Genomic DNA, 14,704 nt, shown 5'->3' with positions numbered 1-14,704 from the left:
ATCGTGCTCCTTACAGCGAGACGCTGGCGGTGGGGGCGTAGTCGGGCATGTCAGTGGATTCGTAGTTGAAGGTGACGTTCTTCCACGTCTCCAGCGCCGCCTTCAGCGGCGTGCAGGTCATCGCCGCCTTGGCAAGAATCTCCTCGCCCTCATGCAGGTAGTCGCGGCCCTCGTTGCGAGCGAGGATCATCGCTTCCAACGCAACGCGGTTGGCGGTGGCGCCGGCCTGGATGCCCATCGGATGGCCGATGGTGCCACCGCCGAACTGCAGGATGACGTCTTCGCCAAGGTGATCGAGCAACTGATGCATCTGGCCGGCATGGATGCCGCCCGATGCGACCGGCATCATCTTGTTGAGGCTGGCCCAGTTCTGCTCGAAGAACACACCGTGTTCGAGCTGCACCGGATTGTAGTCTTCGCGGCAGATGTCGTAATAGCCGCGCGTGGTCGCGGGATCGCCTTCGAGCTTGCCGACGACTGTCCCGGCATGGATGTGATCGACGCCGGCGAGCCGCATCCATTTGGCGATGACGCGGAACGAGACGCCGTGATTGCGCTGCCGCGTATAGGTCGAGTGTCCCGCGCGGTGCAGATGCAGGATCATGTCGTTCTTGCGTGCCCATTTCGCCATCGACTGGATCGCAGTGTAGCCGATCACGAGGTCGATCATGATGATGACGGAGCCAAGCTGCTTGGCGAATTCGGCGCGTTCGTACATGTCCTCCATGGTACCGGCGGTGACGTTGAGGTAGGTGCCCTTGATCTCGCCGGACGCCGCCTGCGCCTTGTTGACCGCCTCCATGCAATAGAGAAAGCGCTCGCGCCAATGCATGAAGGGCTGTGAGTTGATGTTTTCGTCGTCCTTGGTGAAGTCGAGCCCGCCTTTCAGCGCCTCGTAGACGACCCGGCCGTAGTTACGACCGGACAGCCCCAACTTCGGCTTCACCGTCGCGCCAAGCAGGGGGCGGCCGAACTTGTCCATCCGCTCTCGCTCGACCACGATACCGGTGGCCGGGCCCTGGAACGTCTTCACATAAGCGACCGGAAGCCGCATATCTTCCAGCCGCAAAGCCTTCAGCGGCTTGAAGCCGAACACGTTGCCGATGATCGAAGCCGAAAGATTGGCGATCGAGCCGTTCTCGAACAGGTCGAGATCGTAGGCGATATAGGCAAAGTACTGGCCGGGCGAATTCGGCACCGGATCGACTCGAAAACACTTGGCGCGGTATTTTTCAGCGGCCGTGAGGCGGTCGGTCCACACCACGGTCCAGGTCGCGGTCGAGGATTCGCCGGCAACTGCTGCAGAAGCCTCGATCGGATCGACGCCATCCTGCGGCGTCACCCGGAACAATGCGATGATGTCGGTGTCCTTGGGTACATAATCGGGCTCCCAATAGCCCATCTTCTTGTATTCCATGACGCCGGACTTGTAGCGGTCCTTGCCGCGGATCGTGATCGAAGCATGTTCATTCATGGTGGCCTCCTCGTTTGGATCCGGCGTCACCGGATGGAATAAGGTCTGTTCACTCGGCAGCTTGCGCGATGTTGCCGATCTTCGGGTCGAGCGCGCCACTGCGATAGCGCTTCGCCATTTCGGCCAGCGGAATCACCTTGATCCTTGCGGCGTGACCCGCGGTGCCGAATTGTTCGAAGCGTTCGCGACAGAGGTCGCGCATCGCGTCCATCGCCGGTCTCAGGAATTTTCGCGGGTCGAATTCGCCTCTGGTTTGCGCGGCAACCTTCCGGAGGGCGGAGGTCATCGCGAGGCGGCAGTCGGTGTCGATATTGACCTTGCGGACGCCGTGTTTGATGCCGCGCACGATTTCCTCGACCGGCACGCCCCAGGTCTGTGGCATCTCGCCACCAAATTGATTGAAGATGTCCTGCAGAGGCTGCGGCACCGATGACGATCCGTGCATCACCAGATGCGTATGCGGGAGCCGGCGGTGAATTTCTTCGACGACCGTCATGGCGAGAATGTCGCCGTCCGGCTTGCGCGAGAATTTGTAGGCGCCGTGCGAAGTTCCCATCGCGATCGCCAGCGCATCGACCTTGGTGGCGCGGACGAAATCGACGGCCTGATCCGGATCGGTCAGCAACTGATCGTGGCTGACCTGGCCCTCGACACCGTGGCCGTCCTCCTGCTCGCCGCCGCCATGCTCCAATGAACCGAGCACACCGAGTTCGCCTTCGACGGAGGCGCCGATCCAGTGCGCGATATCGACCACGCGGCGCGTGATGTCGACATTGTAATCGTAGTCAGCGGCAGTCTTGGCGTCGGCCTTCAGCGAGCCGTCCATCATGACCGAGGTAAAGCCGTGCTGTAGCGCGGTGGCGCAGGTGGACTCTTCGTTGCCGTGGTCCTGGTGCAGGCATAGCGGTATCTGCGGATACATCTCCTCCAGCGCGTCGATCATCCTCGCCAGCATGATGTCGTTGGCGTAGGAGCGTGCGCCGCGCGAGGCCTGGATGATGACCGGCGCGTCAACCTCGGCGGCGGCCTCCATGATCGCCAGGCCCTGCTCCATGTTGTTGATGTTGAAGGCCGGCACGCCGTAGCCATGTTCGGCGGCGTGATCGAGCAGTTGCCTCAGTGTAATGCGTGCCATAGGTCCTCCATTTCGTTGTCTTGTCCCGAACAGCTCATTCGACGGCGGCGATGCGCGAGCGGGCGATGCAGCGCATCGCGGCCGTTGCAACCGCGGCGGCGGTGATACCGAATTCGCGATACAGATCGTCCGCAGGCGCCGAGGCCCCGAATCCGATCATGCCCACGAACTCACCGCCATCGCCGAGCCAGCGCGCCCAATCGCCTTCGATCGCGGCCTCCACACCGACGCGCGGAGCGCTGCCGAGAATTGCGGCCCGATACTCGCTGGTCTGCTGCCGGAACAGATCGAAGCACGGCGCCGACACCACCGCGGCGCGAATGCCGTCGTCGGCGAGCAGCTTGGCCGCAACAATCACGATCGACACTTCAGAGCCGGTTGCGACCAAGGTGACGTCGCGCGCGCCCTCCGGCTCGATGACGACATAGGCACCGCGCGCGACCCGGTTGGTGGAATCGATGCCATCGCGGAACACAGGCAGCGCCTGACGCGACAGGCAAAGCACCGACGGCGAATGCGGCGTCCGCAGCGCGCAATCCCATGCCTCGGCGGTCTCGACGGCGTCGCCGGGGCGGAACACCAGCAAATTTGGAATCGCGCGCAGGGAGGCCAGATGCTCGACCGGCTGATGGGTCGGGCCGTCCTCACCAAGCCCGATCGAGTCATGCGTCATCACGTGAATGACGCGGATGCCCATCAACGCGGCCAGCCGGATCGCGGGACGGCTGTAATCGGCAAAGCACAGGAAGGTGCCGCCATAGGGAATGAAGCCGCCATGCAAAGCGACGCCGTTCATCGCCGCCGCCATGGCGTGCTCGCGCACACCATAATGGACGTAGCTGCCGTCGAAGGCATCGTGCTGGATCGGCGCCTGCATCCTGGCGCGCGTGAGGTTCGAATGGGTGAGGTCAGCCGATCCGCCGAGCAGATTCGGCAGGACACCGGCAATGACATCGATGACGAGTTGCGAGGCCTGCCGGGTAGCGATCTTCGGCCGGTCCTTCAAGAAATGGGCGCGAATCTTGGCCAACGCATCGTCGTATCCGCCGGAAAGCTGGCCCTCCAGCGCGGCCTGAAAGTAGTCCCGCACAGCGCCATCGAGACGCGCAACGCGCCCGGCCCATTCCGCATGCGCCGTCTGTCCGCGCGTGCCGACCGCGCGCCATTGTCGCGCCACCGCATCGGGAACGTGGAAAGGTGCATGCGGCCAGTGCAGCGCGTCTCGGGTCTTCGCAATCTCGTCCGGGCCCAGCGGCGCGCCATGCGCCTTCTCGCTGCCTTGCCGATTCGGCGCGCCGAAGCCGATCACCGTGCGGCACGCGATCAGCGACGGGCGGTCGTTGTCGCGCGCCTGCGCAATGGCCGCGGCTACGGCCTCGGGATCATGGCCGTTGACGCGGCAGGCCGACCATCCCGATGCGGTGAATCGCGCAAGCTGATCATCCGAACACGACAGCGAGGTCGCGCCGTCAATCGAGATCTGGTTATCGTCGAACAGCACGATCAGACGATTGAGCCGCAGATGTCCTGCCAGCGAGATCGCCTCGTGGCTGAGGCCCTCCATCAAGCAGCCGTCGCCGGCGATCACGTAAGTGTAGTGATCGACGAGACTGTCCCCGAAGCGGGCATTCATCAGGCGTTCGGCCAAGGCCATGCCGACCGCCGTGGCGATCCCCTGGCCGAGCGGGCCGGTGGTCGTCTCGACGCCGGCGGTGTGGCCGTATTCCGGATGGCCGGGTGTCTTCGAGCCCCATTGCCGGAACGACTGCAACTGATCGAGCGTCACCTCCGCCGATCCGGTCAGATGCAGCAGCGCATAGAGCAGCATCGAGCCGTGGCCGGCGGACAAGATGAAGCGGTCGCGGTCTGGCCAAGACGGATCGGCGGCATCGAATTTGAGGAAGCGTGAGAACAGCACTGTCGCCGCATCGGCCATACCCATCGGCATGCCGGGATGGCCCGACTTCGCCTTTTCCACCGCGTCGATCGCCAGAAAGCGAATCGCATTCGCCATATCCGCGTGCGGAACGGTCGCTTGATCCATCTGGGGAGCGGGACTCTGAATATTCATACCGTGCGCCTTTTGCGTTCCATCAATTGCAGGATCAGCGGGGTGAGGATGAGCTGCATCGCCAGATCCAGCTTCGAGCCGTGGATCACGATCGAGTTGGCGCGCGACATGAAGCTGTTGGGGATCATCGACAGCAGATAGGGGAAATCGATGCCGCGCGGATTCTTCAACCGGATCACCACCATTGATTCATCCGGCGTCGGGATCCACCGCGCGATGAAAGGGTTCGAGGTATCGACCGTCGGCACACGCTGGAAGTTGATGTCAGTCTCGGTGAATTGCGGGCAGATGTAGTTCACATAGTCCGGCATCCGCCGCAGGATGGTGTCGGTGACGGCTTCCTGGCTGTAACCGCGATCCTTGCGGTCGCGATGAAGCTTCTGGATCCACTCCAGATTGATGACGGGAACGACGCCGATCTTGAGGTCGGCATGCTGGGCGATATTGACTTTGTCGGTCACCACGGCGCCATGCAGGCCTTCGTAAAATAGCAGGTCGGACTTTTCCGGCAGCGGGCTCCATTCGGTAAAGGTCCCCGGTGCCGCCCCGTATAATTTGGCTTCGTCCTCGTCATGCACGTAATGACGGACGGTGCCGGTGCCGGACTCGCCGTAGTCGCGGAAGACTTTCTCCAGCTCCTCGAACAGGTTAGTTTCCGGGCTGAAGTGGCTGAAGTGCTTGTTGCCCTTCTCGCCCTCCTCCAGGATCTTCGTGCGCATCTCGACGCGGTTGTAGCGATGAAACGCATCGCCCTCGATGTAGGCGGCGGCGACCTTCTCGCGACGGAAAATGTTCTCGAACGTCCTTTTCACCGAGGTGGTGCCGGCGCCCGACGAACCCGTGATCGATATGATGGGATAGCTGCGTGACATTTGCTCTGTCCCCGGCTCAGCGAAACAGGCCGCGCCGCGCAAACAGCGGCGCGTCGCTATTGTCGAACATCGGTTCGATCCCCTCGTGAATGGCGGCGACGTCGCGAACGCCGCGCATCGAGCCCATGATCAGCGGCACGCGCTGGTGCGGCGTTCGCGCCGAGACTTCGAGGATGCGGCGACGGCCGGTGGTTGCGGAGCCTCCGGCCCACTCCATAACCAACGCCATCGGGTGTGCTTCGTATAAAAGGCGTAGGCGCCCTTCGCGGTATCCGGGGCGCGCGTCGGCCGGATAAAGGAACACGCCGCCGCGGACGAGAATGCGAAGTGACTCGGCGACCAGCGAGCCGATCCAGCGCATGTTGAAATCGGCACCGCCGTCGCCACCCATGCCAGCCAGGCATTCGTCGATATAGGCCCGCACCGGACCGTGCCAGTGCCGCCGGTTCGACGCGTTGATGGCGAATTCCGGCGTACTGGGCGCAATCCTGACGCCCTGTGCGACGAGCAGGAATTCACGCGCGCGACGGTCAAGAATAAAGATATCGACACGCCCGTTATGCGCCAGTACCAGCGTGGTCTGGGGACCGTAGACCACGAAGCCCGCAGCGCATTGGGCCGTGCCGGGCTCGAAGAAGGTGGAAACCACGTCGTTGCCGCGCGGACGGATCGAGAAAATGGTCCCAACAGAAATGTTGTTCTCAAGATTGGCGGAGCCATCCAGCGGATCGATCGCGACACAGAGCGGCGCAGCGACGTCGAGGATTTCTGGCAATTCTGCCTCTTCGGACAGAATGGCTGCGACGGGGGTCACGAGCAGCGCGCGGCGCATCATCCTGTCCGCGACAAGATCGATGTCCTTCTGCGCATCGCCGTCGGAATTTACGCCGCTGAGACGACCGGTAATGCCGGCCAGCGGACCGTCGGCAATGAGATCGGCAAGGTCGATGGACGCGGCAGCGATTCCCTCGATCACGGCGGCGATCGCAAGCCGGTTCGGCGTCTTCGCCCCCGCGCGATCGAGATGCGAACGCAATGTCACGCGTTCATCCATAGCCGTTCCCTCATTGCTGCCCTCTGCGGGGGCATTTTCAGCGTCGTGCCGTTCGGCCGTCCGCGCACCAACAACACCCCAGTTCGCAGAACTAGTAAAATATTCTTATCTTTGGCCGGGACAAAGTTTTCCTTATGGAGGCGGCGACGCTGGTGAGCCGGTTTCTGCGGGAATTGTCCCTTCGCCAGTGCGCGCTGACCGCCGTTCACCGAGATCGCTCGGTCACGGCTACGGCCAAAAAAACGCATCTGAGACAGCCCGTAGTCACGCTGCAGATTCGCAATCTGCAGACACTGGCGGGCCGCAGATTCAGCGCAGCAGCGACGGCATGCTCCTGACCGAAGCCGGGCGCGAGGTGCTGGTCGCTCTCCGAGAGTAGCGGGATCGCGACTGCGAAACCTCGCTGAAAATGATGATGGGCAAGATCGCTGGCCGGCCTCGATCGGCGCCATCAACGCGTCGAAATATTTTGTGCCGTTCATGATCTCCGGATTTTCGAAGCGAAACCCGAACGTCGGCGTCACGCTGTCAACCAGCAACCAGCAACCAGCAGGAAATCGGCGACGCGCTCAGCAGCGACAATTTCGACTTTCCGATTATGGGCCGCCCGCCCGACATCGACATAGAGGAGCTCGACCGCTGGGATCACAAAATCTAGCTGCTTGCCGACCTTCACGATTGCTACCGTTGGGGAAGACGAAGTCATAGGACCATATTCAAGTCGCATAGGATAATCAGCAGAGGGTGGCCACCCTCTGTTGTTCGACGCCAGGGATGATCGGATTGCGCGTCAACGATCCATAAGGCCAAGCATTTCTCGAGCCCGCCTCCCTGACACGCAGGACTACGCCATCATCGCCGTTGCGTCTTTGCATTCCGCAATTGGTTGCGAGGTGACCTGAGCCCACAGGCTAAATTATTGATGTTACTGGTGTCGATTCCAGCATCAAAAAACAAAGCCCAGCAATCCTTTAAGATTGCTGGGCTTTGTTTGATGGTTTGGTTGCGGGGATAGGATTTGAACCTATGACCTTCAGGTTATGAGCCTGACGAGCTACCGGGCTGCTCCACCCCGCGCCAAACCTTTCGGAAAACCAGAGACGAAACGAAGTCGGCCAACGCCAAGGCGCCGATCGATCCCAGTCCGGAGGCTTCCTGAGAAGGCAACCGGGGCAAAGCCCTCGGTGCGAGGGGTATGTACCAATGCCAGCCTGCTTTGGAAAGGGGCAGCGGCGATCTTTTTGCGCTTTTATGACGGTCCGGGAACGCGCCAATCTGCCTTGTTTCGGCACAGTCCGGCCCAGTGACGGACCGCACGGAGCCAAACAGCCTTCAAAGACCCGCTGGACGCCCTCTGGCGGCCTAGTTCAGTAGAAAGCCACCATCCACGGTCACGGTGCTGCCGGTCATGTAGCGCGAGGCCTGCGAGGCCAGCAGCAGGATGGCACCGTCAAGGTCAGATTCATGGCCGACCCGGCGTTGCGGAATACGCTTGATCAGTTTCTCACCGACCGGCGTGTCCCAGACGGCGTGGTTGATGTCGGTGTCGATATAGCCCGGCGCCAGCGCATTGACGCGGATACGGTGACCGGCGAGTTCCAGCGCCAGTGCCTTGGTCGCCTGCACGATGCCGGCTTTCGAGATCGCATAGGGCGACACCGCCTTGGTCAGCCCGAAACCCAGCACCGAGGCAATGTTGACAATATTGCCCTCCTCCTTCCTGGCGATCATGCGCCGGGCAATTTCGGTTGCGGCAAAATAAGCGCCCTTGAGGTTGGCACCGATCACGGAATCCCAATCGGCTTCGGTCTGATCGACGGCGAGTTTCTCGACGGCGATGCCGGCATTGTTGATGAGCACGCTGATCGGCCCGAGCGCTTCCTCCGCGGCGTCGAACGCCCCACTGATCGACGCCATGTCGGTGACGTCCATCTGCACGGCGACGGCGCGGCCGCCTTTGCCGGTGATCTCGTCCTGCAGGCTCTTCAGCTTGTCGGTCTGCCGCGCGGCCAGCGCCACGGCGGCGCCATGCGCGGCCAACACGCGCGCAAATTGCCGGCCAAGGCCCTGCGAGGCTCCGGTAATGAGGATGATTTCTTTACTGACGTCGAATATCCCGGACATGGCATTTCCCTTTGATTTTGCCCTAGTGATACCCGGCCTTGCCGCGATCGCAAACCGCCGCGCTCCGCCGATTTCTTTGACGCGGAATTGCCGCATGGGGACGAAGCCGCGATGAACAGTTTCGATGTCGTCGTTTATGTCGGCCTGATCGTCGCCATGGTCATCGGCTTCCGCGCCGGCCTCTTGCGTAGCGCCGTGACCATCCTGGGCTATCTGCTGGCCATGCCGATCTCCGTCTGGATCACCGGGCTGATCGCGCCACAGCTGTCCGGCAGCGCCGCCGCTTCGACCACGCAGAATTCACTGCTGTTCTTCGCGATCTTCCTCGTGTCAGGCATCGTGCTCGGCTCGCTGCTGCGCATGGCGGTCAACGACATGATCGGCCACGAAATCGGCATCGGCGACCGGCTCGGCGGCGCTTTGCTCGGCGCCATTCGCGTCGGCCTGATCGCGGTGACGCTGGTGCTGATCTTCGACCAGCTGGTGCCGGCCAATATGCAGCCGGCCTATATGACCGGGTCGCATCTGCGGCCCCTGCTGTGGCTGGCCGGGCAGAAGGGCATCAAATCGCTGCCGGCGGACGTGACTGCCACCATCGAACAATGGAAACGCGCGCACCGGCTCTGACGTCGGCGCCCTTATCAGACCCCGCCGGAACCGCTATAACGCGGCCCTCGGATTATCGAACTTCAGGAGTGATATCGTGGATCTTGGAATCAAAGGCCGCCGCGCGCTTGTCTGCGCATCCAGCAAGGGCCTCGGCCGGGGCTGCGCCGAAGCGCTGGCCGCAGAAGGCGTGCATGTCACAATGACTGCACGCGGCGGCGACGTGCTGGCGGCAGCCGCTGCCGATATCCGCAAGGCCTATCCGGGCGTCGAGGTCACCGAAGTCGTCGGTGACATCACCACGGTCGAAGGCCGCGAAGCTGCGCTGAAGGCAGCCGGCCAGATCGACATCCTCATTAACAATGCCGGCGGCCCGCCGCCCGGCGATTTCCGCAACTGGACTCGCGACGACTGGATCAAGGCCATCGACGCCAACATGCTGACCCCGATCGAACTGATCAAGGCGACGGTGGACGGCATGATGGAGCGCAAGTTCGGCCGCATCGTCAACATCACCTCGGCCGCCGTGAAGGCGCCGATCGACGTGCTCGGTCTCTCCAACGGTGCACGCAGCGGCCTCACCGGCTTCATCGCCGGCCTGTCGCGCAAGACCGTGCGTGCGAATGTTACCATCAACGGCCTGCTGCCCGGCCCGTTCAACACCGATCGCCTGAAGGGCGTTGCCGCCGGCCAGGTCAAGGCGACCGGTCTTTCGGTCGACGAGATCCTGGCCAAGCGCGCGGCCGAAAATCCGGCGGGACGTTTCGGCGATGCCGATGAATTCGGTCAGGCCTGCGCCTGGCTGTGCAGCGCGAAGTCCGGCTTCATCACCGGCCAGAATATCGTGCTCGACGGCGGCGCTTTCCCCGGCACGATGTAAGCGGCGATATCTCAAGACGCGAAAAGGCGATCGGCTGGCAGGCCGATCGCCTTTTCTTTTTGAGTTACGCGGTTTGATTACGCAATCAGTGAACAGGCGTGGTGCGTTCGCTGGACCAATCAACGCCGAATTCTTCCAGGCCTTCGGCCAGGAGATCGCCGAGCAACGGTTCGCCGAGCAGATAGCGCGCTGTGCGCCCGTTGCGCCCTTCTGCGGCTTCGCGGCGCAAGTCATTCCATTCGTCGATGGTGGCGTCGCCGCGTCCCAGCCGCATCAGGGCGACGAGATCGATCTGCTCGTCCTCGGTGAGTGCGCTGATGAAGCCCGCGATTTCCCGCGCCACGGGATTCTCGCCATTGTCCTCCAACACATCGATCATGTCGTCGTCCGCGCCATTGGAGCCGGAATCGGGATCCGAAGCGATATCCTTGGCATCGAACTGCCGCGCCTTCTCGATCAGAAAGCCCACTTTCTCGGATGAAATCGCTAGTTCTGGCATCGCACGCTCCTCGCTGCAGGGCCTGGTGTTCCACTCAGACAACGCGCACCCCCGCGAGATGATCCATTGCGCGCCACGCCGGAAACCCGCATCTTTCCAAGCCTGAAAAGAACAATGGGGTGAACGCCTGATGCAATGGACGGTCGGTAAGGTCAGGATCACGCAGATCATCGAAGGCGAGACGATTGGCAGCACACGCTTCATTCTCCCGCAGGTCGGCCCCGATGAGGTCCATGCGCTGCCCTGGCTGATGCCGAAATTTTCAACTCCTGAAGGCCGGCTGAAAATGTCGATCCACGCGCTGGTGGTGGAAACGCCGACGCAAAGGATCATCGTCGATACCTGTCTCGGCAACGACAAGCAGGGCCGTTCGGTCCCGACCTGGAATAATCTGCACACGCCGTTCCTCGAGAACATGATGGCGGCAGGCTTCGCGCCGGACGGTATCGACACGGTGCTGTGCACCCATCTGCATGTCGATCATGTCGGCTGGAATACAAAACTGGTCGATGGCCGATGGGTGCCGACATTCGCGAATGCACGCTATGTGTTCGGGCAGCACGAATACAACTACTGGGCGGCGCATGGTGATACGGCGTCGCATCTCGCCGTGTTCAACGACTCCGTAAAGCCGATCGCCGATGCTGGGCTGATGGATCTCGTTGCCAGCGATACGCAACTCTCGGACGAGGTCACGCTGATCCCGACGCCGGGCCACAGCCCCGGCCATATGAGCGTGCACATCAAATCCGCAGGCGAGGAAGCGCTGCTGACCGGCGACGCCGCGCATCATCCGGTGCAGATGGCGCATCTGGACTGGTCGTCCACGGCGGATGCAGATCCCCTGCAATCCGCCGTATCGCGGCGCGCATTGTTCTCGCGTTTCGCGGATACACCGACGCTGGTGATCGGCGGTCACTTCGGCGCCGGCCGCATCATGCGCGAGGGTGACGCTTTCAGATTTGCCGCGCTGCAGCACTAGTTTTGCGGCTCTGACCTTTCAGGACCGCGGTTGAATTTCCCCGCGCCCTGTTCCACAACCTTTCGGGAAAGCCCAAGGGAGACGACAATGAAGCTCGTAAGATACGGCGCGTTCGGCAGCGAAAAGCCGGGACTGATCGACAAGGACGGCAAGCTGCGCGACCTCTCCGGCCAGGTGAAGGATCTGGCTGACGACGCATTCGCTCCCGCCAATCTCGCCAAGCTCGCTGCGCTCGACCCGGCGTCGCTGCCTGCCGTGAGCGGCTCGCCGCGCATCGGCTCGCCCGTTGGCGGCAAGCCGAAATTCATCGCCATTGGCCTGAACTATGCCGACCACGCTGCAGAATCCGGCATGCCGATTCCATCGGAGCCCATCGTCTTCATGAAGGCGCTCAACAGCCTGTGCGGCCCCAATGACGATGTGGAAAAGCCCCGCGGCTCGACCAAGCTCGACTGGGAAGTCGAGCTCGCCATCATCATCGGCACCAGGGCCAAATATGTGACCGAAGGCGATGCGCTGAAGCACGTCGCCGGCTACAGCGTCTGCAACGACGTCTCCGAACGCTTCTTCCAGATCGAACGTGGCGGCCAGTGGACCAAGGGCAAGTCGCACGACACCTTCGGCCCGCTTGGCCCGTGGCTGGTCACATCAGATGAAGTCGGCGACGTGCACAAGCTCAGCATGTATCTCGACGTCAACGGCAAGCGCTGCCAGACCGGCTCGACCGCGACCATGATCTTCAATGTGCCGCAGATCGTCTCCTATCTGTCCGGCATGATGACGCTGATGCCCGGCGACATCATCACTACAGGCACGCCGCCCGGCGTCGGCCTTGGCATGAAGCCGCCGAAATTCCTCGAAGTCGGCGACGTCATGACGCTCGGCATCGAGAAACTCGGCGAGCAGAAGCAGAAAGTGGTTGCGGCTTAAGCGCCCTTCATTTCGCGCGGACATGCAAGGCGTGTCCGCGTTTTTTACATTCATGAAAGACATCGAACATGAAGCTGACGTTTTCTCCGGGTTCGCCTTTCGCACGCAAGGTTCGCATTGCCGCGATCGAACTCGGGCTGATCGACAAGATCGAACTCACGCCTGCCGCTGTCGCCCCCACCCAGAAAAACGAAGCCTATTCGCATGACATCAGCCCGGTCAGGAAGCTGCCTGCGCTGATCCTCGACGATGGCAATGTCATCGTCGACTCCTATGTCATCACCGAATATCTCGACGAGCTCGCCGGCGACAACAAGCTGATCCCGGCCTCGGGTCCGGCGCGCTGGAAGGTGAAGAGCGAACATTCGATGCTGCAGGGCATGACGGATGCGATGCTGCTGTGCCGCTACGAAGTCGGTGTGCGTCCGAAGGAACTGTTGTGGCAGGCCTGGTATGACGATCAGTGGGATCGTGCATGGGAGGGCCTCACGCGTTTCGAAAATCATCCCGACATCCTGACCCGTCCGATGGATGCGGCGCAGATCGCGCTCGTCTGTGTGCTCGGTTATGCCGACTTCCGCTTCCCGGATTGCGGATGGCACAAGGCGTTTCCGAAACTCGACGCTTTCCACAACAAGATGCTGCAGCGGGAATCGGTCAAGATCTCCGTCCCGCCAAAGGGTTAGGGTCGAAAAGCGGCCTGACGCGATTTCACGTCAGCTTGCGAAAATCCTGCGTCAGGCCTGCGGCAAACTCAATCGAACAGCGAGGGCGTGTGATTCACATACGCGCCCTCGATGGCGAGCATCTTGAGCTTGGTCTCGACGCCGCCATTGGCCGAAAATCCGCCTGGCTTGCCGCCGGCAGCCAGCACCCGGTGACACGGCACGATCACCGGACACGGATTCTGCCCCATCGCCTGCCCGACATTGCGTGACAGTTCGACGCCGCCAAGCTTTTTGGCGATATCGCCATAGGTCAGCGTTGCGCCCGGCGGGATCTGGCGGGCAATCGCATAGACATTGCGGTTGAATTCGGGAACGTCGGTGAGATCGAGATTGATCTCCGAAAGATCAGTCGGCTTGCCGGTCATCAGTTCGACGATACCGTCGATGGCTGCCTGCACCGCCGGCGGCGGTGCGGCTTCAACGATATCCGCATGGCGCTGCTTGATGCGCACGCGGGTCTGTTTTTCGTCTGGCTGCGGCAATTGCACAGCGACAACGCCGCGATCGGCCCATGCGATGCCGCAACGCCCGATGGCGGTGTCGAAGAGAGTGAACTGAACGTCGGTCATATGAGCCTCCATCGATCGCATCAGCATCCGATGTGGTGAGGTCCGGAGTTTGCGACGATCTTCAGTCATTCGCCACCCGATTCCGGAGCGGCAAACAGCTTTGTCTCAGCTCTGCTCGCGCGACGGCATTGTGGCGGCCTTGTGGATGAAAGCCTGGCCAAGCATGTCGAGGATTTCCTTGGTAGCCACGAACATGAACACACCCGCCTCGGTGTCGAAGGAGATACCGACCACGGTCGGATCGGGCTGGAAGTCCAACAGGCTGTAGCCCTTTAGCGGGAGGGCGGGAACTTCTTTCGGATTCGACATGTCGGTCTCCCGCGTCAGTGAAAGGCTCGTAAAAGCCGGAATAACGAGGGCTTAGACAACAATTCGGAGCACGCCAAGGCGTTATTTCGTAGCGTTGGCCCTGCCTCCAACGACAATCGGGACCGTACCGCGGCCCCGATCTTCAGAAGTCCAGGCCGTGCGATGGCAATGAAGGACTTACTCGTCGTTCTGCATCGCTGCGGCCAGCTTGTCGTAATATTTGCCGACGAGATCGATATTGCCCTTGTTCTCGACTGCTGGCGGCGGCGATTTGAGCGCGGCGTTGAGATCGGCGAGCGCGGCCTTCTTGTCCTTGGCCGGCATCTTCTTGTCGGCCTGCACGGCCGCGATCTGCTGCTTGAACACCACTTCGGGGCCGACATATTTCTTGGTCTGCGGATCGAAGCCACCCAGCACCAGCATGATGTTTTCGACGACGTCGTTGTAGTCGCCGTAGTTCGCAAAGCCGTT

Annotated in this window: 16 protein-coding genes and 1 tRNA gene (1 of these 17 cut by a window edge); 5 read left to right on the top strand and 12 right to left on the bottom strand. The window is 61.8% G+C overall.

Annotated elements, in window-relative coordinates; all coding sequences use genetic code 11:
* Positions 1-10: 10 nt before the first annotated feature.
* The 8 genes from AB8A38_RS23030 to AB8A38_RS22995 form a co-directional block, all read right to left on the bottom strand.
* Positions 11-1,474 (bottom strand): form I ribulose bisphosphate carboxylase large subunit, encoded by a 1,464-nt coding sequence (locus AB8A38_RS23030; RefSeq protein WP_439087538.1) that lies wholly within the window; start codon positions 1,472-1,474, stop codon positions 11-13.
* A 49-nt stretch (positions 1,475-1,523) separates the two neighbouring features.
* Positions 1,524-2,609 (bottom strand): class II fructose-bisphosphate aldolase, encoded by a 1,086-nt coding sequence (gene fba, locus AB8A38_RS23025; protein WP_439087536.1) that lies wholly within the window; start codon positions 2,607-2,609, stop codon positions 1,524-1,526.
* 34 nt (positions 2,610-2,643) lie between these two features.
* The gene (gene tkt / locus AB8A38_RS23020; protein WP_439087535.1) at positions 2,644-4,623 is read right to left on the bottom strand and encodes a transketolase; all 1,980 of its coding nucleotides are present in this window, start codon (positions 4,621-4,623) and stop codon (positions 2,644-2,646) included.
* 53 nt (positions 4,624-4,676) lie between these two features.
* Positions 4,677-5,552 (bottom strand): phosphoribulokinase, encoded by an 876-nt coding sequence (locus AB8A38_RS23015; protein ID WP_439087533.1) that lies wholly within the window; start codon positions 5,550-5,552, stop codon positions 4,677-4,679.
* Positions 5,553-5,568: 16 nt separating this feature from the next.
* Positions 5,569-6,606, bottom strand: coding sequence for a class 1 fructose-bisphosphatase (locus AB8A38_RS23010; protein WP_439087531.1), 1,038 nt, complete (start codon positions 6,604-6,606; stop codon positions 5,569-5,571).
* 520 nt (positions 6,607-7,126) lie between these two features.
* On the bottom strand, positions 7,127-7,312 hold the full coding sequence (locus AB8A38_RS23005) for a hypothetical protein (protein WP_439087530.1): 186 nt from the start codon (positions 7,310-7,312) through the stop codon (positions 7,127-7,129).
* 294 nt (positions 7,313-7,606) lie between these two features.
* Positions 7,607-7,683 (bottom strand) — tRNA-Met (locus AB8A38_RS23000).
* A 285-nt stretch (positions 7,684-7,968) separates the two neighbouring features.
* On the bottom strand, positions 7,969-8,730 hold the full coding sequence (locus AB8A38_RS22995) for an SDR family oxidoreductase (RefSeq protein ID WP_315843975.1): 762 nt from the start codon (positions 8,728-8,730) through the stop codon (positions 7,969-7,971).
* Positions 8,731-8,841: 111 nt separating this feature from the next.
* Between AB8A38_RS22995 and AB8A38_RS22990 the strand changes: the two genes are divergently transcribed.
* Together AB8A38_RS22990 and AB8A38_RS22985 are read left to right on the top strand one after the other, a co-directional pair.
* Positions 8,842-9,357, top strand: a complete 516-nt coding sequence (locus AB8A38_RS22990) for a CvpA family protein (protein ID WP_315843976.1) — start codon at positions 8,842-8,844, stop codon at positions 9,355-9,357.
* A gap of 76 nt (positions 9,358-9,433) precedes the next feature.
* A complete protein-coding gene (locus tag AB8A38_RS22985) occupies positions 9,434-10,216 on the top strand; it encodes an SDR family oxidoreductase (protein WP_439087528.1) in 783 nt (260 codons plus the stop codon).
* An 85-nt stretch (positions 10,217-10,301) separates the two neighbouring features.
* Here the strand turns inward: AB8A38_RS22985 and AB8A38_RS22980 are convergent, their stop codons facing one another.
* Complete coding sequence (locus tag AB8A38_RS22980) at positions 10,302-10,715, bottom strand: DUF3775 domain-containing protein (RefSeq protein ID WP_439087526.1); 414 nt, start codon at positions 10,713-10,715, stop codon at positions 10,302-10,304.
* A 130-nt stretch (positions 10,716-10,845) separates the two neighbouring features.
* Here AB8A38_RS22980 and AB8A38_RS22975 point away from each other — a divergent pair, with 130 nt between their 5' ends.
* The 3 genes from AB8A38_RS22975 (at position 10,846) to AB8A38_RS22965 (ending at position 13,313) form a co-directional block, all read left to right on the top strand.
* Positions 10,846-11,697: an MBL fold metallo-hydrolase gene (locus AB8A38_RS22975; RefSeq protein WP_315843978.1), complete on the top strand. Its 852-nt coding sequence runs from the start codon at positions 10,846-10,848 to the stop codon at positions 11,695-11,697.
* A gap of 87 nt (positions 11,698-11,784) precedes the next feature.
* On the top strand, positions 11,785-12,627 hold the full coding sequence (locus AB8A38_RS22970; RefSeq protein ID WP_315843979.1) for a fumarylacetoacetate hydrolase family protein: 843 nt from the start codon (positions 11,785-11,787) through the stop codon (positions 12,625-12,627).
* Positions 12,628-12,695: 68 nt separating this feature from the next.
* Positions 12,696-13,313 carry a glutathione S-transferase family protein gene (locus AB8A38_RS22965; protein WP_439087525.1) on the top strand — a complete coding sequence of 206 codons (618 nt, stop codon included), beginning with the start codon at positions 12,696-12,698 and terminating at the stop codon, positions 13,311-13,313.
* Between the two features lie 68 nt (positions 13,314-13,381).
* Here AB8A38_RS22965 and AB8A38_RS22960 read toward each other — a convergent pair whose 3' ends face one another.
* From AB8A38_RS22960 to AB8A38_RS22950, 3 genes are all read right to left on the bottom strand, one after another.
* Positions 13,382-13,924 carry a methylated-DNA--[protein]-cysteine S-methyltransferase gene (locus AB8A38_RS22960; protein ID WP_315843981.1) on the bottom strand — a complete coding sequence of 181 codons (543 nt, stop codon included), beginning with the start codon at positions 13,922-13,924 and terminating at the stop codon, positions 13,382-13,384.
* 105 nt (positions 13,925-14,029) lie between these two features.
* Positions 14,030-14,233, bottom strand: coding sequence for a hypothetical protein (locus AB8A38_RS22955; protein ID WP_315843982.1), 204 nt, complete (start codon positions 14,231-14,233; stop codon positions 14,030-14,032).
* 177 nt (positions 14,234-14,410) lie between these two features.
* Positions 14,411-14,704, bottom strand: the end of a protein-coding gene (locus AB8A38_RS22950; RefSeq protein ID WP_315843983.1) for a hypothetical protein. The gene runs 315 nt beyond the window's last position; 294 of the gene's 609 nt are visible here — the last part of the coding sequence; the start codon falls outside the window, past its right edge; it ends in the stop codon at positions 14,411-14,413.

Origin of the sequence: Tardiphaga sp. 839_C3_N1_4, from assembly GCF_051811045.1 — a bacterium.
Taxonomy (GTDB): Bacteria; Pseudomonadota; Alphaproteobacteria; order Rhizobiales; family Xanthobacteraceae; genus Tardiphaga.
This window is presented reverse-complemented; position numbering and strand designations above follow the sequence as displayed.